Annotated in this window: 17 protein-coding genes and 1 riboswitch (1 of these 18 running past the window's edge); of the genes, 8 read left to right on the top strand and 9 right to left on the bottom strand. The window is 69.7% G+C overall.

The genetic code is table 11. The features are described from left to right. Window positions 1–68: 68 nt before the first annotated feature. Window positions 69–269: a hypothetical protein gene (locus ACI1MP_RS29075; RefSeq protein ID WP_404869820.1), complete on the bottom strand. Its 201-nt coding sequence runs from the start codon at window positions 267–269 to the stop codon at window positions 69–71. Between the two features lie 134 nt (window positions 270–403). Continuing rightward, window positions 404–1,657, bottom strand: a complete 1,254-nt coding sequence (locus tag ACI1MP_RS29080; protein WP_404869821.1) for a transglycosylase family protein — start codon at window positions 1,655–1,657, stop codon at window positions 404–406. Beyond that, window positions 1,644–1,815: riboswitch (cyclic di-AMP (ydaO/yuaA leader) on the bottom strand. (Overlaps the previous gene by 14 nt.) A 931-nt stretch (window positions 1,816–2,746) precedes the next feature. Here ACI1MP_RS29080 and ACI1MP_RS29085 point away from each other — a divergent pair. Both ACI1MP_RS29085 and ACI1MP_RS29090 read left to right on the top strand, forming a co-directional pair. After that, entirely contained in the window at window positions 2,747–3,640 is an 894-nt protein-coding gene (locus tag ACI1MP_RS29085) for a hypothetical protein (protein ID WP_404869822.1), read from the top strand. A gap of 9 nt (window positions 3,641–3,649) precedes the next feature. Further along, a complete protein-coding gene (locus tag ACI1MP_RS29090; RefSeq protein ID WP_404869823.1) occupies window positions 3,650–6,922 on the top strand; it encodes a ricin-type beta-trefoil lectin domain protein in 3,273 nt (1,090 codons plus the stop codon). Between the two features lie 651 nt (window positions 6,923–7,573). Here the strand turns inward: ACI1MP_RS29090 and ACI1MP_RS29095 are convergent. Then, window positions 7,574–13,837, bottom strand: coding sequence for an RHS repeat domain-containing protein (locus tag ACI1MP_RS29095; protein WP_404869824.1), 6,264 nt, complete (start codon window positions 13,835–13,837; stop codon window positions 7,574–7,576). Next, window positions 13,834–14,331 carry a hypothetical protein gene (locus ACI1MP_RS29100; RefSeq protein WP_404869825.1) on the bottom strand — a complete coding sequence of 166 codons (498 nt, stop codon included), beginning with the start codon at window positions 14,329–14,331 and terminating at the stop codon, window positions 13,834–13,836. The genes ACI1MP_RS29095 and ACI1MP_RS29100 overlap by 4 nt, the downstream gene beginning before the upstream one ends. A 521-nt stretch (window positions 14,332–14,852) precedes the next feature. Between ACI1MP_RS29100 and ACI1MP_RS29105 the strand changes: the two genes are divergently transcribed. Continuing rightward, window positions 14,853–16,886, top strand: a complete 2,034-nt coding sequence (locus ACI1MP_RS29105; RefSeq protein WP_404869826.1) for a hypothetical protein — start codon at window positions 14,853–14,855, stop codon at window positions 16,884–16,886. 92 nt (window positions 16,887–16,978) lie between these two features. On the opposite strand, the gene ACI1MP_RS29110 is transcribed toward ACI1MP_RS29105, so the two are convergent. Then, window positions 16,979–17,878: a hypothetical protein gene (locus ACI1MP_RS29110; RefSeq protein WP_380336553.1), complete on the bottom strand. Its 900-nt coding sequence runs from the start codon at window positions 17,876–17,878 to the stop codon at window positions 16,979–16,981. 349 nt (window positions 17,879–18,227) lie between these two features. Here ACI1MP_RS29110 and ACI1MP_RS29115 point away from each other — a divergent pair, with 349 nt between their 5' ends. Further along, window positions 18,228–18,467, top strand: a complete 240-nt coding sequence (locus ACI1MP_RS29115; RefSeq protein ID WP_100586759.1) for a DUF397 domain-containing protein — start codon at window positions 18,228–18,230, stop codon at window positions 18,465–18,467. 212 nt (window positions 18,468–18,679) lie between these two features. Here ACI1MP_RS29115 and ACI1MP_RS29120 read toward each other — a convergent pair whose 3' ends face one another. Continuing rightward, a complete protein-coding gene (locus ACI1MP_RS29120) occupies window positions 18,680–19,204 on the bottom strand; it encodes an ATP-binding protein (RefSeq protein ID WP_404869827.1) in 525 nt (174 codons plus the stop codon). 418 nt (window positions 19,205–19,622) lie between these two features. On the opposite strand from ACI1MP_RS29120, the gene ACI1MP_RS29125 reads away from it, so the two are divergent. Next, window positions 19,623–20,489: a helix-turn-helix transcriptional regulator gene (locus ACI1MP_RS29125; RefSeq protein ID WP_363473156.1), complete on the top strand. Its 867-nt coding sequence runs from the start codon at window positions 19,623–19,625 to the stop codon at window positions 20,487–20,489. Between the two features lie 293 nt (window positions 20,490–20,782). On the opposite strand, the gene ACI1MP_RS29130 is transcribed toward ACI1MP_RS29125, so the two are convergent. Continuing rightward, window positions 20,783–22,249 (bottom strand): MFS transporter, encoded by a 1,467-nt coding sequence (locus tag ACI1MP_RS29130; protein WP_404869828.1) that lies wholly within the window; start codon window positions 22,247–22,249, stop codon window positions 20,783–20,785. 88 nt (window positions 22,250–22,337) lie between these two features. Here ACI1MP_RS29130 and ACI1MP_RS29135 point away from each other — a divergent pair, with 88 nt between their 5' ends. Continuing rightward, window positions 22,338–22,751, top strand: coding sequence for a MarR family winged helix-turn-helix transcriptional regulator (locus ACI1MP_RS29135; protein ID WP_380336545.1), 414 nt, complete (start codon window positions 22,338–22,340; stop codon window positions 22,749–22,751). Between the two features lie 32 nt (window positions 22,752–22,783). Here ACI1MP_RS29135 and ACI1MP_RS29140 read toward each other — a convergent pair whose 3' ends face one another. Beyond that, the gene (locus ACI1MP_RS29140) at window positions 22,784–23,734 is read right to left on the bottom strand and encodes a M56 family metallopeptidase (protein ID WP_404869829.1); all 951 of its coding nucleotides are present in this window, start codon (window positions 23,732–23,734) and stop codon (window positions 22,784–22,786) included. 161 nt (window positions 23,735–23,895) lie between these two features. Next, the gene (locus tag ACI1MP_RS29145) at window positions 23,896–24,483 is read right to left on the bottom strand and encodes a DUF5134 domain-containing protein (RefSeq protein ID WP_380336539.1); all 588 of its coding nucleotides are present in this window, start codon (window positions 24,481–24,483) and stop codon (window positions 23,896–23,898) included. A gap of 344 nt (window positions 24,484–24,827) precedes the next feature. Here ACI1MP_RS29145 and ACI1MP_RS29150 point away from each other — a divergent pair, with 344 nt between their 5' ends. Continuing rightward, window positions 24,828–26,228 carry a DUF6421 family protein gene (locus ACI1MP_RS29150; RefSeq protein WP_100586753.1) on the top strand — a complete coding sequence of 467 codons (1,401 nt, stop codon included), beginning with the start codon at window positions 24,828–24,830 and terminating at the stop codon, window positions 26,226–26,228. Beyond that, on the top strand, window positions 26,225–26,538 hold the 5' end (the start) of the coding sequence (locus tag ACI1MP_RS29155; RefSeq protein ID WP_152645122.1) for an SDR family oxidoreductase. The gene runs 457 nt beyond the window's last position; only the first 314 of its 771 coding nucleotides appear in the window; the start codon lies at window positions 26,225–26,227; the stop codon falls past the right edge of the window. The genes ACI1MP_RS29150 and ACI1MP_RS29155 overlap by 4 nt, the downstream gene beginning before the upstream one ends.

Genomic DNA, 26,538 nt, shown 5'->3' on the forward strand with positions numbered 1-26,538 from the left:
TAGACGGTAAGTTCCTTGACAGTAACAGGATTTGACGTGTCGCCGACCGGCCTCGCCCGCCAGGTTGCTCAGCCCTCCTCGACGGACGGCGCCGGGCCGGCGAACCGCTCGCCGTCCCGGCTGCCGCCGGTCCGCGCCCGGGTGCGCCGGCCGGTGGACAGGTAGTCGCGCACCAGCAGCTCCACCGCGTCCTGCGGGCTGCCCACCCCGAGGCGCATCATCGCCTCCAGCGCGAGATCCGCCTCCAGCGTGATCGTCACCTTCGCCATCGCACCGCTCCCCGGTTCTCGGCGGTCTCGCCACCGCTTCCGGCCGACAACAGGCCGCTGCCCCCGGAGCCGACCAGGGTCTCCGGGGGCAGCGGCGTTCACCGTGCGGTGCGTGCGGCGGGGGCTTCCGGGTGTCAGACCCGACCGGCGAAGTCCGGCGCCCAGTTGGCGATGGTCTCGGTCCGCACACCGGACTTCGGGTTGGCGGCCTCGACGTACTTGCCGTCGCCGATGTAGATCGCCACGTGGTAGACGCCCGAGTTGGCGCCGTTGTTCGACCAGAACAGCAGGTCGCCCGGCTGCAGGCTGTTCAGCGAGACCCGGGTCGAGTAGTCGGCCTGGTCCGCGGCGACGCGCGGCAGGCTGATGCCGGCCTGGCGGAACGCCGCCTGGGTCAGGCCCGAGCAGTCCCAGCCGCCGTTGCCGGTGCCGCCGTAGATGTACGGCTGGCCGACCTTGGACAGCGCGAAGTCGATCGCCGCGGCCTTCGACCCGGTCGCCTTGACGGCGGCGGTGGTGGCGGCGGTGGTCGTGGTGGTGGCGGCCGGCTTCGCGGGGGTGCTCGGCTTGGCCGGGGCCGGGGTGCTCGGCGCCGGGGCGTCGGTCTTCCGGTTCGAGCCGTTGGACGAGGAGTTGCCGGCCGGCGCGGACTGCTTGGCCGGAGCCTGGGCGACGGCGACGTTGCCGAGCGCCAGCTGCTGACCCGGGTAGATCATGTCCGGGCCCTCGGCGAGGACGGAGCGGTTCAGCTCGTACAGCTTCTCCCAGCCGCCCTCGACGTTCTGGCGCTGGGCGATGGCGGACAGCCAGTCGCCCGCCACCACGGTGTAGCTGCCGGAGGCCTGGGGGGCCTGCTGGGCCTGCGGCTGGGCCTGCTGGCGCTGCTGCTGGGGCTGGGTCTGCTTCGGGGCCTGCTGGACCTGCGGCTGGGCCGGCTTCGACGCGGTGTCCTGCGACGGCTTGGCGGCGGTGGAGCCCGCGGAGGTGTCGACCTGCGGGGCGGCGCCGCCCTTGGTCAGACCGGCCTGGACCGAGCACACCGGCCAGGCGCCGGGGCCCTGCGAGGCCAGCACCTTCTCGGCGACGGCGATCTGCTGGTCCTTGGTGGCCAGGTCGGCGCGCGGGGCGAACGCGGTGCCGCCGAAGGCGGCCCAGGTGGAGGCGGTGAACTGGAGGCCGCCGTAGAAGCCGTTGCCGGTGTTGATGGACCAGTTGCCGCTGGACTCGCACTGGGCGACCTTGTCCCAGGTGGCCACCGACGCGGCGGAGGCGGTGCCGGCCGCGAGGCCGGGGACGGTGAGGCCGATGCCCACGACACCGGTGGTGGCGATCAGACGGCGGGCGCGCTTGGCGCTGACGGGCAGCATGAAGATGCGTTCCTCTCCCACGCCTGCGAGGTGAGCTGTCGGATTCGGGCTGGAGTTGCCCGGCCGCGCGCACCTCTCGGTGCGCCCGGCTTCACCCCTAGCCCCGGACCGGTCCGTCAGGACCGCCCCAGGGCGACTTACCTGGTTCCCCCGCCCCTGCCGCGGTGCGTTTCGCATGAGCCGGCGCACCCGGCGGCAGGACTCGGCGTTCCGGGTGAGCTGGGTCCGTGTGTCCACGAACGTGGGCAGGAGATTAAGCGGATTTAAGGACGATTAGCAAATGCCAGTGACGGTCGTCACTCGGCTCAGAAAAGACGATCACGGACTCGCTCCGAACTGGTCCCGCGATGTCGGAAACTGCTGACCCCTCAGGCCTGGGTGTGCTACGTCATGAAATGCGAGCTATGTGATGGAGTTCGCAAATGTCCGTATCGATTTTCCACCCCCGGTTTCGTGATGTGGCAGCCCGTGGTCCGAGGCGGCTCGAGCGTTCGTGGGGCACTCCGGGAAATCGGGCGCCGGCCGATTTCTGCGCTTCAGTAATGGTTGATGACGACGCGTCAAATCTGCGACATGTGTGGATGGTTGAAGTAGTCCCGAGTTTCCGATATGTGATTCTGACGGAACCTTAGAGGCTCAATTTTCATGCAGTGACATTGCTTTGACGTGGCATCGAAATCTGAACAGCACTGCTACTGCGGCACGGCGAGGGTCCTGGTCGGGCAGCATGTCGCAGATGTGGGACGGCGGGTCGCGGAGGCCCTTGCCGGACTGCTGGATGCCGCGATCGGATCGGAAGGGCTATTGCTTTGCCTCCGTTCCATCTGTATAAGGATGATCAATCGATCGTCAGTAGGTGGGCTGGCGGCCGCACTTGACCAGCTCTTCACGTTGCCTGCATCGTTCCTTCCCGACTGCTCGCCGATGATCATGGCGAGCCTGTGGGAGGAAAAGATCAAAAGCATGTCAAGAAATCCTGAGTCATCACGTTGTACGGCCGGGTGCCGCAGAGGGGGGACGAGAACTGTTTCGCAGGCAGCCTTCAGTGCCGCTGCGGCACTGTTGCTGATTTCCATATCGGTGCCTTTTGCCGCGGCCGAGCCGACTCCGATGCCCAGTCAGACCGCCGGGGACAATCAGCCCCCCGGTGAGTCCGAGGCCACCAAGGCGATCCGCGCGGCGCTCCAGCAGGCCAAGAGCACCGGCACGCCGGTCCGGATCGACGCGCTGACCACCGAGACCAGCGAGACGTTCGCCGAGACGGACGGCCGGTCGCTCCACTCCGAGAACTTCGCCCAGGACGTCAGGACCAAGCGCACCGGTCAGTGGCAGACCCTCGACACCGCGTTGCGGCCCAAGAGCGACGGCACGATCGTCCCCGCCGTCACCGGCTCCGACCTGGCGCTCTCCGGCGGCGGCAGCGGTCCGCTCGCCACCGTTACCACGGCCGACGGCAAGAAGCTTTCGGTCTCGGCGCCGTTCGCCCTGCCGAAGCCGACGCTGAACGGCTCCAAGGCCACCTACGCCTCGGTCCTGCCCGATGTGGACCTCGAAGTGACGGCCCGTCCGGACGGCGGCTGGCGCGAGGTGGTCGTCGTCAAGACTGCGCAGGCGGCCGCCGACCCGCGCCTGGAGTCGTTGCGGTTCCCCATCCAGGCCACTGGGCTGACGGTCGCCTCGGACCAGGCCGGCAACGTCTCGCTGACCGACGACGCGGGCAAGGTGCGTTTCCACGCCCCGACGCCGTTCCAGTGGGACTCCACCAAGCCCGCCCCGGCCGCCCCGTTGAACGGCTCGCCCGCGGCCGCCCCCAAGTCGCTGTTCGCCGCGCCTGCGTCGGCCGCGACGGCACCGGACTCGGACGTCTCCACCGCGGAGCGCCCGGGCGACGGCGCCGTCGTCTCGGCCATCGGCGTGGGCGCCAACAGCAGCGAACTGGTGCTGACTCCCGACCGGAACACCTTCGGCAAGGGCACCGGCCCCTGGTACCTCGACCCCGAGTGAGCCGCCGACATGGGCCGTCAGGTCAATGCCCAGGTGCAGGAGAACCACCCGGACACCTCCAACGTCAACACCCTCAGCAACCTCGGCGTCGGCTACTGCGGATACGCCAACTGCACCGGCTACGGCCGCTACCGGGCCTACTACCAACTCGGCGTCCCGGATTCGCTGTTCGAAGGCAGCGGCCACGGCGCCGCGACCGTGACCCGGGCGACCCTGCTGGCCGACGTGACCGACGCGTCCTCGCCGGAGACCAAGAGCACGATCAACCTCTACAGCGCTCCGGCGTTCTCGGGCACCACGACCTGGAACAACCAGCCCTGTGGCACCGCCGGCAAGATGCAGGGCTGCACCTGGGTCGCGAACGCCGACATCACCGGTACGGGCGGCCTCAGCTACGACGTCAAGTCCTGGGCCCAGACGCTGGTCAATGGCAAGTACCCGAACTGGACGGTCGGCTTCTCCGCCGAGAACGAGAACGACAAGCTGCAGCGCCACCACCTCGGCGCCAACCCGCACATCAGCCTCTACTACGACATCGCGCCGACCATCTGGTACCCGCGGACCACGCCCACCCCGGGCTACATCAACGACCCGGTCCTCGGCACCCAGCGCAACGACTGCGTCACGCCCGGCGGCGACGCCGGGTACGCGCCCGGCTGGGTCGGTGCCAACCAGTACATCAGGCTCAACGCCAGTGTCTGGTCCCCGATCAATGCCACGCTGGACACCACGTTCCGGCTCCGGGACGACACGACCGGCGGGCTCTCCACCTTCACCACCTCGACCGGCGGATGGGCCGATCCGACCGTGCTCGTCGACCGGTTGGAGGACGGTCACCAGTACCACTGGAACGCCAGTGCCAACGACCAGCTCCTCGGCTCCGGCGACACGGCCGCCTGCTACTTCCGCGTCGACAAGACCCCGCCCCAGGTCGCTCTGACGTCCAGCGACTTCCCGGCCAGCGGCATCCTGAACCAGACGCCGACCAAGAAGGTCGGCCAGAGCGGCACCTTCACGGTCAGCGCCCAGGACCCGGCCCCGACCTCGGGCCTGAACGCCTCCGGCATGGCCTGTGCCCGTTGGAGCACCGACCCGAACGCCGTCACCGGATGGTCCTGCAACGATGCCGCCACCATCGGCAGCGGCATCATCAAGGGCAACTCCGGCACATTCGCCTTCACCCCGACGGTGTGGGGCACCAACACCATGTTCGTCCAGGCGATGGACGTGGCCGGTAACTACAGCCAGCCCCTGCGCTACACCTTCTACGTGCCGTGGGACCCGGCCAAGGGCACCGCGTCGCCCGGTGACCTCACCGGTGACGGCCGCGGCGACATCCTGCTCCCCGACGACCTCGGCAACCTCCGGGTCATGACCCTGGACAACGACCCGACCAGCGCCCTGGCCGCCCCGCTGGACCTGTTCCCCGGCGGCTACGGCTGGAAGGACAGCATCACCAGGACCACGCACCGCGGCGCGCTGCGCTCCATGCAACTCGACGACGCCTTTGCGTGGACCAGTGCCACGACGGACCTTGCCAAGGTCCTCTACCTGTACGAGAACAGGGGTGACGGTACCTTCAAGACCGGCTCGCCGTTGGCCAAGCCCACCAGTTTCGCCGCGACCGACGGCACGCCGCTGACCACTGCACCGACAGGCTGGGTCTCGGACTGGTCCAAGGTCGAACAGATCCTCGCGCTCGGCGCGCTCAACGGCCCGCTGAACGCGTCGGACGGCATCGTCAGCAAGAACCAGACCGCCCTTCTCACCGTTGAGAACGGCAGCCTCTGGATGTACCGCGGCGACACCCACAACACCCTGGACGCTCCGGCGGTGAAGGTCGCCACCACCGGCAACTGGAGCAACTTCGACCTGATCAACCCCGGGCCGGCCAACGGCACGTCTAAGCAGCCCACCCTGTGGTCACGCAGCAAGGCCGACGGCCTGATCCGGGCCTACGACATCACTCTGAAGGCGGACGGCCGAATCGACCTCTCGGCGCTCACGGATCCGACCGGCCCGCAGTCCCGGGTGATCAGCGCCCAACGGTTCTTCAGCAGCGCCTACCCGAAGATCGGCTCCAGCGGCGACGCCAACAAGGACGGCATCACCGACCTGTGGACCATCGACACCAAGGGCAAGCTGCAGATCTGGCCCGGCACCACCACTGACGGAACGTCGACCACCGCGGTCAACGGCTTCGCCGCCACCGGCGCGGACCAGGGCGACACCCGCCGCTTCGTCGAGCGCTACCGCCTGCAGGGCCTGGACTCCAGCAGCCTGGTGCCCGGCTACTACAAGAACTCGCCCGCGGCCCGGGCCACTGGGACGGTCACCTTCCCGACCGACACGGTCAACGGCGTGTCCACCAATGTTGCTGCGTTCTCCGGCAACTCCAGCCTCGGACGGATCGACTTCACCAACACCACCGGCTCGTTCCAGGTCGACACGGCCAAGTCCTTCACGGTCACCGCCTGGGCCAAGCCCAGCGGCACCACCGCCCAGGGCGCCGTCCTCAGCACCCGCGGTACCAAGTCCAGCGGCTTGGTCCTCGCTCCGGGCGCGGACGGCAACTGGCACTTCAAGCTGGCCACCGCGGACGGTGCGGCAGCGGCGTACGACGACACCAACTCCAACATCACCAACGCCGCCCGTTACAAGGACGGCCGCTGGGACCGACTGACCGTCAGCTACAACGCCACCACCAAGGTCATGACCCTCTACGTGAACGGCGCCCTGGCCGGTTCCGCCGTCCACGCCGGCGGCTTTGCAGCCAAGGGCCAGCTGGTGATCGGTGCCAACCAGGAAGCCGGCGCCTTCAGCACCGCCTTCTCCGGCCGCGTCAGCGACGTCGCCGTCTACGACACCGCGACCGACGCCGGCAGCACCACCGGACCCCTGATCCTCGACACTCCGACCAACACCTGCCTGGAAGACCTCGAATCGGTCAACCAGAACGGCCAGCCCATCCAGATCTCCACCTGCAACGGCTTCACCAAGCAGCAGTTCACCGTCCAGCCCGACGGCACCCTCAAGGTCTTCACCCGCTGCATCGAACCCGTCAACAGCGGCACCGCCAACGGCACCCTCATCCAGCTGATGGACTGCAGCGGCACCCCCAACCAGCAGTGGATCCTCCGCCCCGACGGCTCGCTCTACAACGTCCTCTCCACAAGGTGCCTCGACGTCCCCAACGGCAACACCACCAACGGCACCCGCGTCCAACTCTGGGACTGCAACCAGACCACCGCCCAACGCTGGCGCTCGACGCCGGTCGGCTGACCTGGGGTCCGAAAAACGCTAAAACGGTTGCCCCCAGTTTCGACTGGAGGGCAACCGTCTATTCTTTGGCCAGAATGCAAGATATGCAGATCGGTCGGCTCGGCCTTTGAGGTGTTCGTAGGCAGAGTCCGGCACTGGGAAGGTCGGGCGAGGAAAGAGGCCCGTGGGAGATTCTCTCACGGGCCCCCCTGTTTCGCGTTAGATCAAAACTTGAAGTACGTGAGGTTGCCACCTTGATCCGCAGGTGGGGCAGGATTCGACATAGTTGTGAGCGCGAAGCCTGGCTGCCATGTCAGTTAGAAGTGGATTCCCAGTGTCAGTCAGGATTCCAGTAAACTTCTCTCCGCAGTTTCGACAGTGAATAGGCGTCTCGGTGCCAGCCAGTGCGCCAGAGAAGAAGCTGTCGTAGGGATGGCCGTCAATGATTCTTTGGTCTAGTAGATTAAGGTCGGTGCCATCGCTCCAATGAAGGAAGAGCGTGAAATTTCTTCCTCCTGGAAGCGTCATGCTGATGCGTCGCAGTCTGTCAGGCTGGTAAACGCCTGGTTTCTGCATGGCATGCGGGCCGGGCGACAGGTCTTTTGAGGTCGGCCTGATAGCGCCTGGGTAATATCGCACCGGGAGGGTGCCAAGAATAATCTCCATGTACATCTATAGCCTCGAAACTTCCACCATGTGCGGGATGAGGACTTCAGACTCCCCGGCTCCAGGAAGTGTCTGCATAATTACTTGACTCCGGGGAACTTTCGCGACATAGACGGTTCCGCCGAAATTCCGTGCGATGTCGATGTCTGTGGTGAATGACATCATCGACCGTTCGCCAATCTGAGAGATTTCCGTGCCGAATGCTCCATGGGCTTGGGCGTACGTATCGGCGGACCCCCACGTGGCAAGCGCATTTGAGTGAGCATGTTCGGATGCTTTCCTTGCAGCATCCAGTGATCCGGTGCCTGCATATGTGGTTCGGGCGGAATCGCTCATCAGGTAGCCAGATTCTTCCGCGATTGCATTTTCCAGTCCGTGGTCGGTCCCTCGATACACTGTAATTAGATCATCAGATTCGGATTCCGGCTTGGTTCCCGGCGCGTCTGCCTTGTTTTCAGGTTTGGGCCCGGCGTCTGCCTTGGTTGCCGCGTTATCGGCTTCGGCTGCCTCCCGCTCGGTCTTGCGGGCGATGTTGAGGGCGTCTTCGGCCTCCTTGGCGATGCGCTGGGCGCTTCGCATGGCGTCGTAGGCCTTCTCGCCCTCGCGCCAGAGCTTGAACGCCTTGATGCCGATCTTGACGGCCTTGAGGGCCTTGGCCCAAGGGACGAAGTTGAGGGCGGTGTTGATGCAGCCCATGACGTCGCCCTTGGTGAAGCAGTCGCGGGCGTCGTTGAAGCCGATCAGGTCGCCGACGACGTCGACGATCTTGGTGATCAGTTCTTCGCGCTCGCGCTTCGCCTTGGCGAGGGCCGCGTCGGCCTCGTTCTTCTTCTGGAGGGCCTGGTTGGTGGCCTCGGACTTGCTGTTGTCGGCCGAGTTGGTGCCGGACGAGCCGGACTGGCCGGTGGTGGAGCCGTGGTCGACGTAGATCGGGGCGATGCCTTGGCAGATGTTGTCGTCGAAGGCGACGCGGCAGGTGCCGTTGGGGTCGGAGCCGTTGATCGGGTCGTTGTTGGCGTACGCGTAGCCGTTCCAGGACTGGGGGTCTCCGCCGTTGAATATCGGGTCGACGGAGAGGAAGCGTCCGGTTCTGGGGTCGTACTGGCGGGCGCCGAGGTTGGTGAAGCCGGTGCCCTCGATGGTGCCGCCGACGAAGCCCTTGTCGCCGGCCCAGACTCCGTTGCCGGGCTGGGTGCCGCGGGCGTTGCCGAAGGGGTCGGTGGGGCGTCGGACGGAGTTGAGGGTGGCGGCCTCCATCTGTACGCCGCCGGTGCCGTGCGGGTCGGCGGCCTGGTAGTAGAGCTTGCCGCCGCCGGTGGCGGTGGTGCGGGTGACGGTCAGTCCGCCGGGGGCGGAGTAGTAGCGGGTGTTGGACAGGGCGTGAGTCGCGGTGTTGAGGGTGAGCTCGTCCGAACCCAGGTTGATGGTGACCTTGCCGGGGCTGCGACGGATGAACTGGTTGCCGCTCGCGTCGTAGACGTAGCTGGTGTCACCGGTGGCGCCGGTGTCGTGGACCTTGGCCAGCTTGCCCTGGTTGTCCCAGGTCAGGGTCTTGGTGCCGGCGGTGTCGGTGATGGAGGTGGTGTTGCCGTTGGCGTCGTAGGTGGACGTGGCGACCGTGCTGGCACCGTTGATCGTGGTCTTGGAGGTCAGCAGCGCGTGCGGACCGCCGGTTCCGCCGCCCGTGGCCGGGTCGGTGGAGGGGGTGTTCGGGCCGGTGGCGAAGGTCTGGTCGACCGTCTTGTCCTTGGTGGCCGTGCCGGCGGTGTCGTGCTGGACCAGCTTGGTCCGGTTGCCGGTCAGGTCGTAGCCGTAGGACTGCCAGTACGGTGCCGGACCGCCGATCCGGGCCGACGCGGTCGCGGTGGTCGGCTCGGTGGAGTTGGTGCAACCGCCGATGCCGGGCACCGAGGGTGCGGCAGCGGTGGTGGTGGTTCCCTTGTCGGTCCAGGCGGCGGTGAGGCGGCCCAGGTAGTCGTACGTGAAGCACTGCAGGTCGGTGTTGACGCCGTCCTGCACGGTCTTCACCGAGGTGAGCGAGCCGACCTTGTTGAACGTGTAGTCGGTCAGGTCGACGTGGGTAGTGGTCGCGGTCTGCTTGTCCAGGGTGGACTGCATGATCCGGCCGGTGGCCGGGTCGATGCCCTGGGTGGAGACGACCTGCATCCCCGACGCGCCGATCGTGGTGCGGAGCGGGCGGCCGAAGTTGTCGTACTGCATGTCCTGGACGTAGTAGTCCAGGCCGCTGGAGCCGGTGAAGTTGCCGTCGTTGTCGTACGAGCTGCCGACCGTTTCGGCCGCCAGGCCGCCGAGCGCCGGCATCTGCACGGACTTGAGCAGGTTCAGGGCTCCGCTGTAGGTCATCGACCACGTGTAGGTGCCGGCGAGTTCGGTCTCGCCCGCGACCGACGGGATGGTGACCGAGGTGCCGGTCGGCCGGTAGCCGAGGTCGTAGCCGGTGACCGACTGCTTGTACGCCAACTTGGCGCCGCCGGCGGGGTTGTCGACGTAGCGGGTGGAGCCGTCCGGCTTGCCCAGCGCCTTGGAGTCGTAGGTCCAGGCGGTGGTCAGCTTCGACGCGTCAGTGTTCGACGTGCCGTCGTACTGCCCGGTCTTGCGGCCGAGCAGGTCGTAGCTGAAGCTGGTCGCCTTGCCGCGTGCGTCGGTTGCGGTGACGACGTTTCCGGACTTATCGTACGCGACGGTCGAGGCACCGGAGTCGGGGTCGGTGCCGCTGGTCTGCTGACCGAGCAGGTCGTAGCTGTAGGTCCAGCGGTGCGGTGGGTTGGACGAGTCCTGACGCCAGGTCGGCTTGCCCGCGATGTCGTACCCGTAGGTCGTCGCGTCGTAGGCCCCGGTCGGGGTGTTGGACTTGTACTGCCGGGTCTCGACGGTGGCACCGGTGGCGTCGACGATCGTCGTGGACGCGAAGCCGCCGGTGGGCGGGGTGCTGTCGATGCGGTCGGCGCCGACGTAGGTGGTGGTGGTGCGCCACTGTTCCTGGGCGTAGGAGACGAACTTGCTGACGGTGGGTCGGCCCAGGCCGTCGTACTCCGTCCAGGTCTGGGCGGCGATCTCCGAGTCGGCGATCGGGAGGTAGACCGCGCTGGTCGGGCCGGAGTCCTTGTTGTAGTAGGAGGGAGTGGTCTGGACCTGCCAGCCGTGCGAGTCGAAGACGGACTCGGAGATCAGACGGCCGGTGGTGTTGGCGACCGGCACGGACTGGGCCTGCCGGATGCGGCCGAGGCCGTCGTAGATCTCGATGCTGTTGGCGTAGGTGACGCCGTCGTTGTGCAGGCTCTTGCTGGTGACGGTGGACGGTCCGTTGACGCCGTTGAGCGCGTACGAGAAGACGCGGTTGGCGTTCTTGGAGAGGTCGGTGGCCGCCGGGTCGTGCCCGGGCAGCCACACACCGGTGAGGCGGCCGAGCGCGTCGTAGGCCTCGATGGTGGTCCGGCCGTTCTCGTCGACCGCCTTGGTGGGCAGGCCGCGACCGGGGTCCATGGTGGTGGTGGACTTCCAGCCGAGCGGGTTGGTGACCTCGATGGTGGTCGGGATCGCGCCGGTGGCCGGGGTGTAGACGGTCGTCGTGGTGGCGCCGCCCGGGTGGGTGGCGTCGATGCGGTTCGGGTCGGTGGTGGCGGTCTGGCGGCCGTAGGTGTCGTACTGGGCCTTGGCGGTCGCCCGGTAGTTGGGCGTGTTGCCCGCACCGTAGGACTCCAGGACCCGGCTCTCGGTCTGGTTGGCCTCGGCGCCGATGGTGCCGAGGGCCTGGCCGTCGTAGATCGTCAGGGTGTCGGCGATGGTGTTGGCCTGGGTGGGTGTCTGCCCGCAGGCACCGGCCAGCGTGAGCACCCGGTACGGGGTCTCCACCATCACGGAGTTGCCGCCGGACGCGTAGCTGATGGCCGTGCACTGCCGCTGGGGCAGATTGGCCAGCGAGGTGTCACCGAGGACATCGGTGGTCACCACTCGTCCGGCGTGGTCCTTGTCGTAGGTGGCGTTGCGTTCGGTCACCCGCCAGGAGCCGTTCGACAGCAGTGAACGGGCCTTGACCTGGGCGGTGTTGACGTACCGGGCGTAGACCTTCGGCAGCCCGTTCGGCTGGGTGTGGGTGGCCGTCACGTCGGAGATCCACGGAGTGGTCAGCTCGCCGCCCATGACCTTGGCACCGGCCGCCGCGGAGTCGTAGTTCTGGGTCTCCCGGACGAATCCGGCCAGTTCGTCCGAGTCGGTGATGGTGCCGCCCCAGGAGTCCGTGACCTGTCCGCCCATACCGCGCAGGAACGTCGTGACGTTCTTGGTCTTGGGCCCGTCGGAGCCGCTGCCGGTGGTGGTGGTGACGGTCTGGTAGCCGCGGAAGTTGTCCCAGGTGCGGGTGTCGTCGTCGGCGAACTCCGAGTCGTTGCGGTGCCATGCGGCGCCGCCGCCGTAGCTGTACTCGGTGAGCTTCGCCGCACTGGACGCCGTCACCATCGACTCCTCGATGACCGAGGAGACCAGGTACTTGTGGAACCAGTCGTCGTAGGGCTTGGCGGTGGACGGCGAGTTCGGCGGAACCCACTTCACCGGCATGCAGGCCAGGGTGTTGGTCTGCGCCGAAGCCGGCATCCGGCCGGCCGCCCGCGAGCACTCCGCGTCCTTGTAGGTGACCGTGATGCGGCCACCGGTCTCGGTGCGGATCTCCTTCATACGAGGACGGTTGAACTGCGGGACCGGCGGGACCAGGCCGTCGACCCGGTTCGGGAGCGGCGACGCGGTGAAGCTGACGGCCGGGACGTTGAGGGTCCCCTGGCCGTTCGAGCCGGCGCGCTTGATCGAGCTCAGCCACACCAGCTTCGCGGTGCCGTCACTCGGATCCCACTGACTCTGGGTCAGCGTCCAGGTGTCGACGGTCCGCGGGTTGCCGCCGACGTAGACCTTGGTGTCAATCTGCGACAGCATCTTCGACGTCCAGAACGACGGCCCGTAGTTGGTGCAGGGGCCGGTGGACGCGCACAGCTGGTCGAGCGGAGTGTCCGGCCAGGATGCCTGGTTGGCGGCCGTCATCTCCGCCGAGGTGCAGGTGGTGGCACCCGGCCAGCACCGCTCCTTGACCGTGAAGACGACCTTCTCGGCCGGGTTGCCGGCGCCCTTGATCGCAATCTGGTCGGACAGTCGGACACCGTAGTGGATGTCGGTGATGTACGAGTTGCGGTCGTAGGCGGTCAGCGTGCCGGTGCCATTGTTCTGGCCACCGCCCCGGCTGTAGTAGTTGCCCTCCTTGGCGTACTTGTACTTGATCAGGTTGCCGTGGAGGTCGACGACGAAGTCGATATTCCATTGCCACCCCATCTGGCACCAGGAGGCAAGCCCGGTCGAGGAGTTGTAGCAGGGGTCGCCCGCGTGTGGGTGGTACACCGGCACGGTGTTGACCGAGTTGGCGGCCGGATCGGTCCCATCGCCACCGGGCAGGTGGTTGGCACCGAAGTAGTACTGAGTGCCGTCGGTGGTGGTGACCTTGAAGCCCTCACCGTTCCAGGCGCCGTTGGCGAGACCGGTCAGCGGGGTGATCTGGGTGCCGTCGTCGCCCTGGAGCCGCAGCTCGCCGGTGGTGTCGTCCTTGACCACCGTGCCGGAGTGGCCGGCAAGGTTGAGCTGAAGGGCCTGACCGGCCCAGCACTCATCGCCCGACATGTCGATGCCGGACTTGGCGCACGGCTTGTACGAGCGGCTGATCGAGCCGGGCGTGTAGTCCCAGCCGTCACCGATCCACGAAGGCTGCGCGTTGTTCGCGGCGGTCCGCCCGTCCACGGCCGACGAGTCGTAGGTCAGCACCACGCTGGGCGCCGCTCCGCCGATCGCGGTCGGCGCGGCGATCGTGTACGAGTAGGTGAAGTTGCCCGCGTTGGTGCCGGCGCTCCACGCCGCGGACGGCGAGATCGGAGTGGCCGCGTACGAGCCCATCGAGCCGGACGGCGAGGCTTCCGCAGCGAGCACCATGGTGCCCGAGGACGCGGCGGCCTGCTCCACGAAGCCGGCCTGCACCACGGAACCGGAACCGGTGGCGTTGGCCTTGACGGCGCCGGACTTGTCTGCGGCGGCCGGGAGTTCGAGATCGGCGGTGAGCGTGCCGGTGCGGGCGTCCAGGCTGGAGGCCACCAGCGTGCTCTTGGCGCACTCCGGCTTGTCCGGAGTGGTCAGCGCACACTCGGGCAGTCGCACCAGTCGGGCCCGGTCGGTCCAGGCGCCGTCGCCGATCAGGTCCTTGAGGTCCAGCGAGACGCTCAACGGGTGGCCGGGCGTGTGGCGGACCCGTTCGCGCCGGTCAGTGCGATCACCGGTCCGGTACGGCCGGTGGCCTTGGACTTGCCCTCGTCCAGGACGTCGACCTTCACGGACGGGGCGTCCGCCGAGGAAGCCTTGCCCTGAGCCCGGTCGGTCAGGAACACCGGCAGATCGCCAGCCTTGACCCGGGCGTCACCCCCAGCGGCGGGAGCCGCGCCGCCGTTCAACTTTCGGGCGGCGAGCTGTTCCTGCGACACATCGCCGACTGCCACCGTGGCGGAGCCGGACTTGGGCGCGCGCCGCGGTGCCGGCTTGCCGTCGGCCCGGGCGCTGTCGGCCGGAACGGACTTCAGTACTTCGTCGTGTCCGGAGACCGATTTGGTCTCCTGCAACTGCGTGTTGGGCGGTACCCAGACCTTCGGAGGTTTTGCGGCGAACGCCGCGGGCGGCACCACCAGCATCGAGGTCACAACTGCCAAAAGCGTCAGCAACCCCACCCCGCGCGTCTGGCCTCGCAGCCAGCGCCAGAGCGGAGAGCGCACGCGCCAAGTCCCCACCAGTATCTCCCCAAGAAGCGGATTTCGTTGCATCAAGACCAGCCCAACCCGTGAGGGGGATGTCTGAATCCTGTGCAATAGCAATCGCTCAAGTTAGAGACTTTTACCGGGCCTCCACCACTGCTGGCCGGGTACTTTAACCATCCCGTGACCAGCCGTCAGAGACCAATCGGGACAACAGTGGACAATGAGTCATCTGTCGGTCGTCGGGTGTCCATTGACCTTTGGGAATGCGCGAGATCGCATACAGAGGCATCGCAGGCGAACGGTATATGACGGTAAGTCAGTTGACATATTCTTGGAAATCGGTGCTACGCGAGTTCGATCGGCATCGCACGATTGTTCCTGATGCTACGTCAAAATGCTTAGTGTGGGCCGAAGATGCGCGCGCGGCATGCGCGGCCGACGTACGCTGCCCCCGACGATTCGGAGTCCCTGCGGGTGTTCGGGAGGCGGCCATCGTGGAGCAGTGGGAGAACGGGCGGCACCGGCGGCCGCTGCTGGGGCGGCGGCGGATGCTGACCTGGCTGGCCGTCGGGACGGTGACGGCGGTCGGCGGGGGAGTGGCGCTGCGGCAGTCGCTGGCCGGGGCGGCGGTGACGGCGGCGGGGCCACCGCCGACGGCGGCCCCGGCGGCGCTGGACGAGAGCGGGCGGAAGTGGTCGGACGCCAAGGGGTGGGGCGGCAGGGCGCCCGGGCCGGGGAGTGCCGTGCGGATCACCGACAAGGTGGTGCTGGACGCCGACGCCCGGGTCGGCTCGCTGCTGATCGACACCGGCGGCTCGCTGGTGTTCGCCAAGGACCGCTCGCTGACCCTGGAGAGCGGGGGCAACGTCGAAGTCCGTGGCGTCCTGGCCCTCACGCCCGACCCGGCGCACACCCACACGCTGCGCTTCCCCGACATCGACGAACACCGCTTCCAGGGCGGCGGCATGACCGTCGTCGACACCGACACCGGCCTGTGGGTCACCGGCAGCGGCTACCTCCGGCTGGACGGCGCACCCCGCACCGCCTGGGTGCGCGCCGCCGCCGAGTTGAAGGCCGGCGACACCACGGTGCGACTGGCCGCCGACCCCGAGGGCTGGCAGGCGGGCGACGAACTCGCCGTCACCCCGACCGCCCCGCCCGACGCCGCGGACTTCTCCACCTCCTACGACCTGGTGACGGTCCAACGGATCGACGGCCGGACCGTCACCCTCACCGCGCCGCTCCAGCACGCCCACCCGCGGGTGAGCGCCGGCGGCGGTGCGGTGTTCGGCGCCGAGGTGCTCAACCTGACCCGCAACGTCCGGGTCGAAGGCACCGAACAGGGCCGGGCGCACGTCCACCTGACGTCCAGCCGTCCGGCCGACCTCCGGCACGCCGCGCTGCGCCGGGTCGGACCGCGCGCCGCCGGGAAGGAGAGCTGGAACGGGCAGCCCGTCACCGAGCCGGTGCTCGGCCGGTACGGGCTGCACTTCCACATGCTGCTGGACACCTCGCGCGGCACCGTGGTCGAGGGCGTCGTGGTCCGCGACGCCGGCAGCCACGCGTTCGTGCCGCACAACAGCCACGGCATCACCTTCCGCGGCTGCATCTCCCACCAGACCTGGGAGGACGCGTACTGGTGGGACGGCCCCACCGACACCCGCACCCCGCAGATCCCGTCCGACGACATCGCCTACCTGGGGTGCGTCGCCTCCCGCACCGTGTACGAGCCCAACCCGCGCGGCTACCGGCTGACCGGCTTCAGCCTCGGAGCGGGCACCGGCTCCACGGCCCGGGACTGCGTGGCCGTCGGCGTCCAGGGCGCCACCGGTGCGTCCGGGTACGAGTGGCCGGAGAACAGCGAGGGGGTGTGGACGTTCGAGAACTGCCTGGCGCACAACAACCTGGAGGACGGCATCTTCGTCTGGCAGAACTCCGAACACCCGCACACCGTCACCGGGTTCGCCGCCTACCACAACGGCGGCTGGGGCATCGAGCACGGCGCCTACCTGAACGACTTCGGCTACCGCGCCTCGGTGCTGTACGGCAACGCCGCCGGCGGGATCGCCGTCCACGCGCTCGGCCGCGACAAGGGCACCGTGTTCGACGGGCTGCTGATCGACGCGGCCGGGCAGTCCGACTACGCCGTGGTCACCCTCAAGCACCAACTCGACGGCGAGCAGGTCACCCTGAGCCGCAGCCGGCTCACCGGCCACCGCAAGGCCGGCGTGGCGTTCCGGGCCACCGCCGACGGCAAGCCCGACGACATCGCAGTGCTGGACTGCGAGTTCGGCGACGGCCCCGAACTGTGGCTCGACCCGGACGCGCCCGCCCCCAAACAGATCCTGTTCCGCAAGGCCGGGCAGTCGGCGGCCGTCGCGCTCGGCAAACCCGCCCCCGGGCTCGCGGCCGGGCCGTGGAACGCCGCCACCAGCCCCGCGACCGCGCCCACCCCGCCCCGTCAGGTCGCGCTGCCCGCGCTGAAGTTCACCGACAGCGCGCCGCGGACCGGGCGCGTCACCGGCTGAGCGCTCCCCTCCCGACAGGAGGGGAGAAACTGCGACGGGCGGGAGCGCGTCGATGCGCCGCTCCCGCCCGTCGCGTTCCATAGGACGGCGCGTCAGCGCGCCGCGTGCGCCCCCGGCGTGGTGCGCTGCTCGGCGGCGGCGGCCTCGGCGGCCTCCAACTGCTCCTGGGTGGGCTCGGGGAGCGCCGCCAGGTAGCTGGAGGCGATCAGCTGGGCCACCGTCGGGTAGGCGCCGATCGGGGCGGCGCTCGGGCAGCCGGTCTCCTCGGCGGCCGCGGCCAGCAGCTCCGGGTCGGCCTCCGGGCCGATCACCAGCGGAGCCAGCGCCGGGCGCTCGCAGCCAGTGGCCTTCAGGTGGTTGACGGCCGCGGCGACCGAACCGGCCACGTCCAGCGCGGCCGGGACCACCGGCACGGCGAGCCGGGCGGCCAGCAGCACGCCGGTGATACCGGCCGCGGCCGCGGCCTCCTCACCACCGGTGGTGGTCAGCACCACGCCGTCGGCGGCGGTGGCGATCGCGAACAGTCGGGCGCGGTCGGCGCGGGCCAGGTCCGCCTCGGACAGGCGCACGTGCACCGCCTCGGCCAGCAGCGGGTGCGGGCCGAGCGGGTCCAGCACCTGGGCGCCGGTCTCGGCGGCCGCCTTGTGCAGCTCCGTCAGGAACTCGTGCGGACCCGGCACCAGCGGCAGCACCACCGGCGCGGCCAGGCCGGCCTCGGCCGCGGCGCCCAGCAGCTCGACCACTGTCGGAGCGTCCTCGCCGCCCAGGTAGGCGGCCGTCACCTCGATGCCCGGCTGGTCGCCGCGCACGACGGACAGCAGCTCGTCGACGACCGGGCGGGTCTCCGGCCCGGCGACGGCCGGAACCGCCAGCACCAGGGCAGGCGAACCGGCCATGATCTCGGGGCGCTCGGGACGGCGGTGGCGCCCCCGCGCACGGGAGCCTGGCGTACGGACGGGCAGTGGCGCGCCCGGGATGGCTGCGGTGCTCATGGGCCAGATCGTAGGACATTGCCCAGCGTGCCTTGCAGCCGGATACCGGCAGCGGGCGGCTTTCCGCCAGGAAGTGACGGTCATCACAGCGCGAGTTGTGACTGGCTGTGAGGCGTGGGACCGGGCGTTGATGATCGACAACGTGCTGACGGCCGTGTGCGGACGGTCATGGGGCGATGGTCGATTTGCTCGGCTGTGTCCCCTTACGCACCGTCAATTACGGTCCTGTGAAGACTTGGTGGCGGCATTGGCACGGTCTTCTGCACGGGAAATTTCCCATGCTGATGCACGTGCAGCCGAGCTATCATCACGTCAAGTGAGGCATTCACCAGGGTCTGGGGAGAAATCAATGGGTGAGGCGTACAACGGCATTGCGGCGGCGGACCTCGACGTGGTCTGGCAGAAGAGCCGGTACAGCAACTCGAAGGGGAACTGCGTGGAGTTCGCCGCGCTGCCGGGGGGCGGCGTCGCGATGCGCAACTCGCGCTTCCCCGACGGCCCGGCGCTGGTCTACACCCGCGCGGAGATCGACGCGATGCTGCTCGGCGTGAAGGACGGGGAGTTCGACCACCTGGGCACCGCGCTCTGACGGTGTGTCAGGGACGATGCCCCCGGGCCGTCGTGGGAGATCCCACGACGGCCTTCGTGTTTTCCGGGCGTCCCGGCCGGCCTGCTCGGCGTGTCGGGCTGTTCGACCTGGCCGACCTCGTTCGACCTGACGAGTCGATGGCGGCGGGCGGTGCGGTCGGGCTTCCGGGTGCAGAAGTGGGCGGACGTGCGCAGAAGCAAGGGGAGTGGCGGTCAGGCGGAGCGGCGGTGTCGGCCGAGGTTCGGCAGCGGGGGTTCGGCTGCCGTCTCCGGTCCGCGGGCGTCGAACAGCGCCCACACCACCTTGCCCGCGCCTGCCAGCGGGTGCCAGCCCCAGGAGCGTGAGAAGGAGTCCACCAAGTGCAGCCCGCGACCGGACTCCGCCACGAAGTCGGCCTCCCGGGCGACCGGGCCGGCGCTGGACGGGTCGCTCACCGCGCACACCACCTGCGGGGCCCGGTGCACCAGGCTGATCCGGATCGGCAGCGAGCCGGCCGCCAGCTGCGGAGCGAGCTGGGTCGGCACCCGGGACGGCTCGCGCTGGCCGAGTGCGTGCCGCAGCGCGTTGGTCACCAACTCCGAAGCCACCAGGGCGACATCGTCGAAGAGGTCGCCGAGGCCCCAGTCCTCGAGGGTGGTCCGGGCGAACTCCCGCGCGGTGCGTACGGCTTCGAAGCGGGGAGCGAGTGTGCAGCTGACCACATGCGGGTCGGTCGCCAGGGCCGTACCGGTGCTCATGAAGAGCTCCTCCCATAAGGGGGCGGACACGGCGGGACCCACCGGGGTCATGCCGGTCACCTCCGACTCGCTCGGCCGCTCTGCCGCCGCGTCCGACCGTTGCGCGCACACGCAAGTACCCAGCGACGCACGGGCGTTGCCGGGACGGGTGTGCGGAATCGCGCAAGCTGTCGACGCGGAGCCCGCGGGGTTGCCAAGGGCGTGCAAGTGCACGTGCACCATGGTCCTCTGCGCTCACGGCAGATGCAAGAGTCGATTCACGTGCAGTCGTGTGATTGGCATATGCATGCACCGGATGCACGTGCAAGATGGTGTCTGCGCATCAGAACCGGTAGCCGAGCGCATCACTACCGGCACTCAGTGCGTCCAAGTGATGGCAGACTGTGCAACTGGTCTTTCCGAGTGGAGGTTTGGTCAGATGACCACAGTGCAGCCCGGTGGGGGCTCGATGGTGCGCCGCATCCTCCTCGGCTCCCAGCTCCGCCGGCTCCGCGAGGGTTGTGCGATCAGCCGGGAGGACGCCGGCTACGCGATCCGCGCCTCGGAGTCCAAGATCAGCCGGATGGAACTCGGCCGGGTCTCCTTCAAGGAGCGCGACGTCGCCGATCTGCTCAGCCTCTACGGGCTGTCCGGCGGCGCGGAGCGGGAGACCCTGCTCGCCCTGGTCCGCGAGGCCAACAAGTCCGGCTGGTGGCACAGTTACAACGACGTCCTGCCGAACTGGTTCCAGACCTACATGGGGCTGGAAGAGGCCGCCGCGCTGATCCGCACCTACGAGGTGCAGTTCGTCCCCGGCCTGCTCCAGTGCGACGAGTACGCCCGGGCGATCTTCGCGCAGAACCGGCCCGCGCTCGCCGACGACGAGATCGAACGCCGCGTCGCGCTGCGGGCCCGGCGGCAGAAGCTGCTCACCGAGGGCCGCGGCCCGAAGCTGTGGGCCGTCATCGACGAGGCCGCGCTGCGCCGCCCGGTCGGCGGCCCCGAGGTGATGCGCGCCCAGCTGGAGCACCTGGTGGACCTCGCTCAACTCCCCAGCGTGGTGCTCCAGGTGATGCCCTTCCGGTTCGGCGCGCACGCCGGCGAGAGCGGCGCGTTCTCGGTGCTGCGCTTCCCCGAGCAGGACCTGCCGGACGTGGTCTACCTTGAGCAGCTCACCAGCGCGCTGTACCTGGACAAGCGCGACGACGTGGACGAGTACGTCCAGGTCATGGAGCGGCTCTGCGTGGACAGCCTGACGCCGCAGCAGACCCTCGACCTGCTCCAGGGCATCCTCAAGAGCCAGTGACGAAAGGGCCCGGCGGTGCTGCGTGGGCCGACCGGGACTGACGGAACGTCAGGGGTCGGCCCGCGCAGCGGCCGCCGAGCCGCAGTTCGGTATCGGGGTGGCGAACCGGATTGACCGGGGCCCGGCAAGCTGCCATGGTGACTGCGCCGCCGTCGGCCCCGCCCCCTCGGGCGCGGACCGGGCGGCATTCCGGCTCCACCAACACGGGGGTTTGGTGGAGCCGGCCCCGACCCTCACAGCCCTGCGCGATGGGCCCGTGGGACCCGGCTCACGGGCGCCGGCCCTGCGGGTGTTCAACGCTCCGACAGCACCTCCTGCTCCAGCGGCCGGTACTGGTAGTCCGGCACCGACACCGGCTCCGCGGCGGCCTTGGCGCGGCGGCGCAGCGCGCCGGTGAGCGCGATCAGCAGCCCGAGCGTGGTGGTGCCCGTCACCAGCAGCAGGGCGGGCCGGTAGCCGGCGAGTTGGGCGTGCGCGTCTGTGCCGGTGCCGGTGCCCGCGGTGAGCACCGCGGTGGTGACGGCCAGCACGATCGCGCCGCCGACCTGGAGCGAGGTGTTCACCAGGCCCGAGGCCAGACCCTGCTCGTCGTCCGGCACGCCGTTGGTGGCGGCCACATTGATGGAGGGGAAGCCGAGCGCGAAGCCCGCGCCGATCAGCAGCATGCTCGGCAGCACCAGGCCGAGGAAGGAGCTGTGCTCGTCCAGCCGGAGGAAGAGCGCGTAGCCGAGGGCCATCGAGGCGACGCCGACCGGGAGCACCCGCTCCGGGCCGAACCGGTCGAGCAGCCGGCTGACCGAGCCGGCCGAGAAGGCGACGATCGCGCCGCCGGGCAGCAGGCCGAGCGCCGTCTCCAGCGCCGACCAGTCGAGCAGCCGCTGCAGGTAGAGCGTGGCCACGAACTGGAAGCCCGCGTAGGAGCCCATCAGCGTCAGCGCCGTCAGATTCGCCCGGCGGACGCCCGCGTTGCGGAAGATGCCGAGCCGCACCAGCGGGTGCGCGGTGCGCCCCTCGATCAGCAGGAAGGCCGCGGCCAGCACCGCCACCAGCAGCAGCGAGCCGAGCGTGCGCAGCGACAGCCAGCCCACGCCCTGCGCCTCCGTGACCGTGAAGACCAGCAGCAGGACGGCGGCGGTGCCGGTGATCGCGCCCGCCACGTCGTAGCCGCCGGAGGTGCGCTGCTCGCCGCGCTGACGGGGGAGCAGCTTGATGCCGGCGAGCAGGGCGACCAGCGCGATCGGCACGGGCATCAGGAACGTCAGCCGCCAGCCGGCCGACGTCAGCAGCCCGCTGATGACCAGGCCGAGCGAGAAGCCGGCGGCGGAGCAGGTGGTGTAGATGGACAGCGCGCGGTTGCGGGCCGGGCCCTCGGCGAACGTGGTGGTGATGATGGAGAGGCCGGCCGGGGCGGTGAACGCGGCGCTGATGCCCTTCAGGAAGCGGGCGCCGATCAGCAGCGGGCCGCTGTCGACCAGGCCGCCGAGCAGCGAGGCGCCGGCGAACACGGCCAGGGCTATCAGGAAGACCCGGCGACGGCCGAGCAGATCGGCGGCGCGGCCGCCGAGCAGCAGCAGACCGCCGTAGCCCAGGACGTAGCCGCTCACCACCCACTGCAGGGCGGAATCGGAGAGATGCAGATCGGCGCCGATCGAGGGCAGGGCGACGCCCACCATCGAGACGTCGAGGGCGTCCAGGAACATGGCGGCGCAGAGCACCACCAGGGCGCCCCAGATGCGCGGGGTCCATCGCGTGTCGGTCATGGCACCGTACGCTACATGCATGTGCATGGGATGCAAGTGCATTTAATGCGGCTGCAACAGATGCGTACGCATGTGCTAACGTGGCGGCGTGACCGACCTAGATCCGGATCGTGACCCCGCGGTGGAGACTGCGCTGGCCGAGAAGTGGCGCGCCGTGCTGGCCAGCCACGCGGCCACGTCCTGTGCGATAGACCGCGAGCTCGGCGAGACCTTCGGGATCGGCGTCAGCGAGTTCGAACTGCTGGAGCGCCTCTGGGAGTTCGAGCAGGAGGAGCACCTGTCGGGCTCGCGCGCCCAGGTGCTCTCCGGCAGCGTGCACCTCAGCCAGAGCGCGTTCTCCCGGCTGGTCGCCCGGATGGAGAAGTCCGGCCTGGTCCAGCGCTCGATGTGCGAGGACGACCGCCGCGGCATCTTCATCACGCTCACCGCCGAGGGCCGCGAGCGCTACCGCAGGGCCCGCCCCGTGCACCGCCGGATCCTCGCCGAGACGCTGTCGGACTGACCGGGCGGCCGCGCGCCCCCGGGCGTCCGGGTTCAGAACAGCGTCGACAGCCCGGGCGCGGCCGCGATCAGCGCCGCCGTCACGGGCGCGGCCAGTGCCGCCAGCGTCCAGGCCAGTCGGGCCCGCCGCGGCAGCCGGGGCTCGCCCAGCAGCAGCCGGTCCACCCGGGCGGGGGACTGCGCCAACTGCCGCGGCGGGCAGGACGCGAACACCTCGCTGTTCAACTCCGCGAGCGCCAGCGCCGTGGTCACCCGCCCGTGCCGGCGCGCCGCCCGGTCGTCCGCCGCCAGCTCCACCAACACGGCCACCTGGTCCCGGAACGCGGAGAACACCTCCACCCCCGGAAAACCCGTCGCCAGCGCCTGCGCACACTGCGCCAACCAGTGGTGCCGGGCCCGGACATGGCCCCGCTCGTGGCTCAGCACCGCCGCCAGCTCCCGGTCCGAGAGCTGCTGCAGCGCCCCCGTGGTCACCACCAGCCGGGCCCGCGGCCCCGGCAGCGACCAGGCCTGCGGCCGGACGTTCTCCAGCACCACCAGCGGCTCCTTGGCCGCCGCCCGCCGACGCGGCAGCAGCGAGGCCGGCAACTCGGGGGCCCGCCGCACCAGTTGCGCATGGCGGTGACCGCGCTCCGCGCGGGCCGAACGGATCTCCCGGGCCAGCGACAGCGCCGTCCACAACCCGCCCGCCGCCAGCACCGCCGCGGACAGCCGGCCCCAACCCTCCCGGCCCGCCAGACCGTACGCGTCCGCCACTCCGTGCGGGGCGCCCGAGAACACCACGTCCCGCCAGGCGGGCAGCGCGGCCGCGCTCGCCAGCAGCAGGCTCAGCACGCAGCACAGCAGCACCGCGACCACCAGCATCTGCCACACCAACAGGGCCAACACCGGTTCTCGCTCGGGCCAGCGGGCCCGGGCCAGGCGGCTCGGCGCCACGGTGGCGAGCAGCAGTCCGAGCAGCAGCAGGCTCAGCAGTGCCGTCATGGCAGGGGCTCCCCGAGGCGGGATTCGAGGCGCGGCGATGCGCTTCCCCCCAACCTATGCCGCCTCACGCCGACGGGGAACGGCCGGGCGCGTCCAGTGACCAACACCACGTCGCCGCAGGGTTTCGGACGGCCCGTCAGCCGCCCGGCCCGGCCGGCGGCTCACATGGTCAGCAGCATCGCGAACATCCCGATGCCCATCGCCGCCCGACAGGCCCGCGGCAGCGGCGCCGCCACCGCCGGACCGCCCGCCGCGATCACCCGACTGCCCTCCCACAGCGCGTACCCGCCGAAGTACACCAGCAGCAGCCCCGTCACCACCGGCAGCCCGGCCGGCCCCGCATGGTGCCCGGCGTGCCCGCCCGGCGGACCGCCCGCCATCGCCAGCGCCATGTACGCCATCGCCAGCGCGCCGATCCCGTGGTGCAGCCGGTGCGCCCGCAGCCCCGCGCCGCGCCCGGCCAGCGCACCCACCAGCAGCACCGCCGCCAGCAGCGCGTACGGCCAGCCCCAGGCCACGCCCGGCAGCAGCGCCATCCCCGCCATCCCCAAACCCATCGCGGCCTCCAGCACGTCCGACTCCGGCCGGGCCGACCGGCCGTCCCCGCACGTCGCGGCGGCCCGGCCGGCCCGCCGCGCATGCCGCACCCGCCACCCGCAGTAGCCGCCGCTGCCCATGGCCAGCGCCGCCAGCAGCCAGTTCACCAGCACCGGACCGTGCATCGCCTCCCCCTCCGGCCGGATGTGCACGCCACCCCACGGTCACCGATCCCGACCGGGCGCAGCAGGGCGTGAACAGGGGCGCACCGAGGCGCGGCCGGGCCTGCGCCGGGCGTGGAGCAGTGCCCGGCGCAGCGCCTCGCGCGGCCGACGGTGACGGAGCGGAAGCCCCCGGTGGCGGGCCGTTCGGGTGCGGGGCAGGGTCGGGCCTACCGGAAGCGACGCCGGATCTGTCCGTTTCATCCATCCCGTCAGGGAGCGGCACCGGTCGCGCTACGAACTGGAGTGTCCGCCGTCAAGTTGCCCTTGAGCCGGAAGACCTTTCGCATTTAACGTGGTCTTGTCGAAATAACTCCTGTCGAAGTGAGCCTGTGATGCAGAATCTTTCGCCGACTCTCGCGGCCGCGGGTGACACCCCCACCGCCGACCTTGCCGGGCACCCGGCCTGGCTGCGCCTCAAGGACGCCGTCGAGGCCCTCCGTCCCCTGCAGTCCAAGGACGGCTCGATCGATCTCGCGACCGTGCCGCGCCCCACCGTCGACCCCCTGGTCGAGACCGTGCAGGCCGCCGTCGCCGAGCTCGCCCCGCACTTCCCGCACGACGCCGAGTACCTCGCCGCCGTCCGGGCCGACCTCGCCAAGTGGGCCGACACCGGCTACCGGGAGCCCGACTTCCTGGACTCGCTGATGGCCTTCCGGCCCGAGGAGCGCCGCGCCGACGGCATCGGCCACCTGGTGGTCTTCCCGATGTACACCCAGAACGGCAACCCGGACCGGAACCTGGAAGCCGTCCTGCTGAAGGTCGTCTGGCCCGAGTGGATCGCCGAGCTGGAGAAGACCCGCTTCGACAACCCGGGCTACCTCGGCATCACCTTCGACGACTTCACCGCCGGCTACGACACCAACTCCGCGGTGCTGTTCCCTGAGACGGTGGCCGTCCGCGAAGCGCCGGAACGTTTCACCTGGGGCGGCATCTTCTGCGACCGCGAGGCCGCCCGCTTCCGAACCGTCTCCACCAGCGCCGTCCGCCAGCTCGGCCTCGACATCCCCGCCGACGCCGCGAGCCTGCTCCAGGACCAGGACCGCGTCCAGCAGACCTTCGTCCTGTGGGACCTGGTCCACGACCGCACCCACAGCCACGGCGACCTGCCCTTCGACCCGTTCATGATCAAGCAGCGCAGCCCGTTCTGGATGTACGGCCTCGAAGAGCTCCGCTGCGACCTGAACACCTTCAAGGAGTCGGTCAAGCTGGAGGCCGAGGGCTACACCCAGGGCCGCGACGTCCAGTACGCCGTCCTGTTCGACCGGATGTTCCGCTTCCCGGTCACCGGCGACCGCGTCCGCAACTACGACGGCATGGGCGGCCAGCTGCTCTTCGCCTACCTGCACAAGCACGACGCGCTGCGCTGGCGCGACAACCGCCTCACCATCGACTGGTCGCGCGTCGCCGAGGTCACCAACCAGCTCTGCGCCGAGATCGAGACCCTCTACCGCGAGGGCATCGACCGGCCCAAGACCGCCCACTGGATCGCCGCCTACGAGCTGGTCTCCAAGTACCTCACCCCGCACCCCGCCTCCACCTGGGCCAAGGGCCCCGAGGCGCTCCCGCTCGACCTCGCCGACGACAAGGCGCTGCGCAAGGCGCTGTGCGACGCCGTCCACCCCGACGAGTTCCCGCTCAGCATGTTCTACGAAGCCCTGTCCAAGAAGCTCAGCCGGGTCATCGCCGACACCAAGGGCATCACCAGCGCCGACGTCGAGGAGATCGCCGCGTGACCACCGCACCCCGTACCGAGACCGGCCGCCCGCTGGCCGGCAAGGTCATCGCCGTCGCCGGAGCCAGTGGCCCCGCCGGCCAGGCCACCATGCGCCGCCTGGCCGCCGACGGCGCCACCGTGATCGGCGCCGACATCGACCAGCAGCGCCTGGACAAGGCCGTCGAGGGCGTCCGCACCGCCGTCCCCGGCGCGCAGATCACCGGCCAGGTCATCGACCTGCTCGACCCGCAGGAAGTCCACGACTGGGCCGACCACCTCGAGGCCGAGCACGGCCACGTCGACGGCCTGTTCCACCTGGTCGGCGGCTG

It is taken from the genome of Kitasatospora griseola (assembly GCF_044999035.1).
GTDB lineage: Bacteria > Actinomycetota > Actinomycetes > Streptomycetales > Streptomycetaceae > Kitasatospora > Kitasatospora griseola.

Coding starts and splice junctions, on each gene's coding strand:
- ACI1MP_RS29085 (WP_404869822.1), top strand. CDS start 2,747: ATGCCCAGTCAGACCGCCGGGGACAATCAGCCCCCCGGTGAGTCCGAG.
- ACI1MP_RS29120 (WP_404869827.1), bottom strand. CDS start 19,204: ATGAGCACCGGTACGGCCCTGGCGACCGACCCGCATGTGGTCAGCTGC.
- ACI1MP_RS29110 (WP_380336553.1), bottom strand. CDS start 17,878: ATGAGCACCGCAGCCATCCCGGGCGCGCCACTGCCCGTCCGTACGCCA.
- ACI1MP_RS29150 (WP_100586753.1), top strand. CDS start 24,828: ATGCAGAATCTTTCGCCGACTCTCGCGGCCGCGGGTGACACCCCCACC.
- ACI1MP_RS29115 (WP_100586759.1), top strand. CDS start 18,228: ATGGGTGAGGCGTACAACGGCATTGCGGCGGCGGACCTCGACGTGGTC.
- ACI1MP_RS29140 (WP_404869829.1), bottom strand. CDS start 23,734: ATGACGGCACTGCTGAGCCTGCTGCTGCTCGGACTGCTGCTCGCCACC.
- ACI1MP_RS29125 (WP_363473156.1), top strand. CDS start 19,623: ATGACCACAGTGCAGCCCGGTGGGGGCTCGATGGTGCGCCGCATCCTC.
- ACI1MP_RS29090 (WP_404869823.1), top strand. CDS start 3,650: ATGGGCCGTCAGGTCAATGCCCAGGTGCAGGAGAACCACCCGGACACC.
- ACI1MP_RS29075 (WP_404869820.1), bottom strand. CDS start 269: ATGGCGAAGGTGACGATCACGCTGGAGGCGGATCTCGCGCTGGAGGCG.
- ACI1MP_RS29130 (WP_404869828.1), bottom strand. CDS start 22,249: ATGACCGACACGCGATGGACCCCGCGCATCTGGGGCGCCCTGGTGGTG.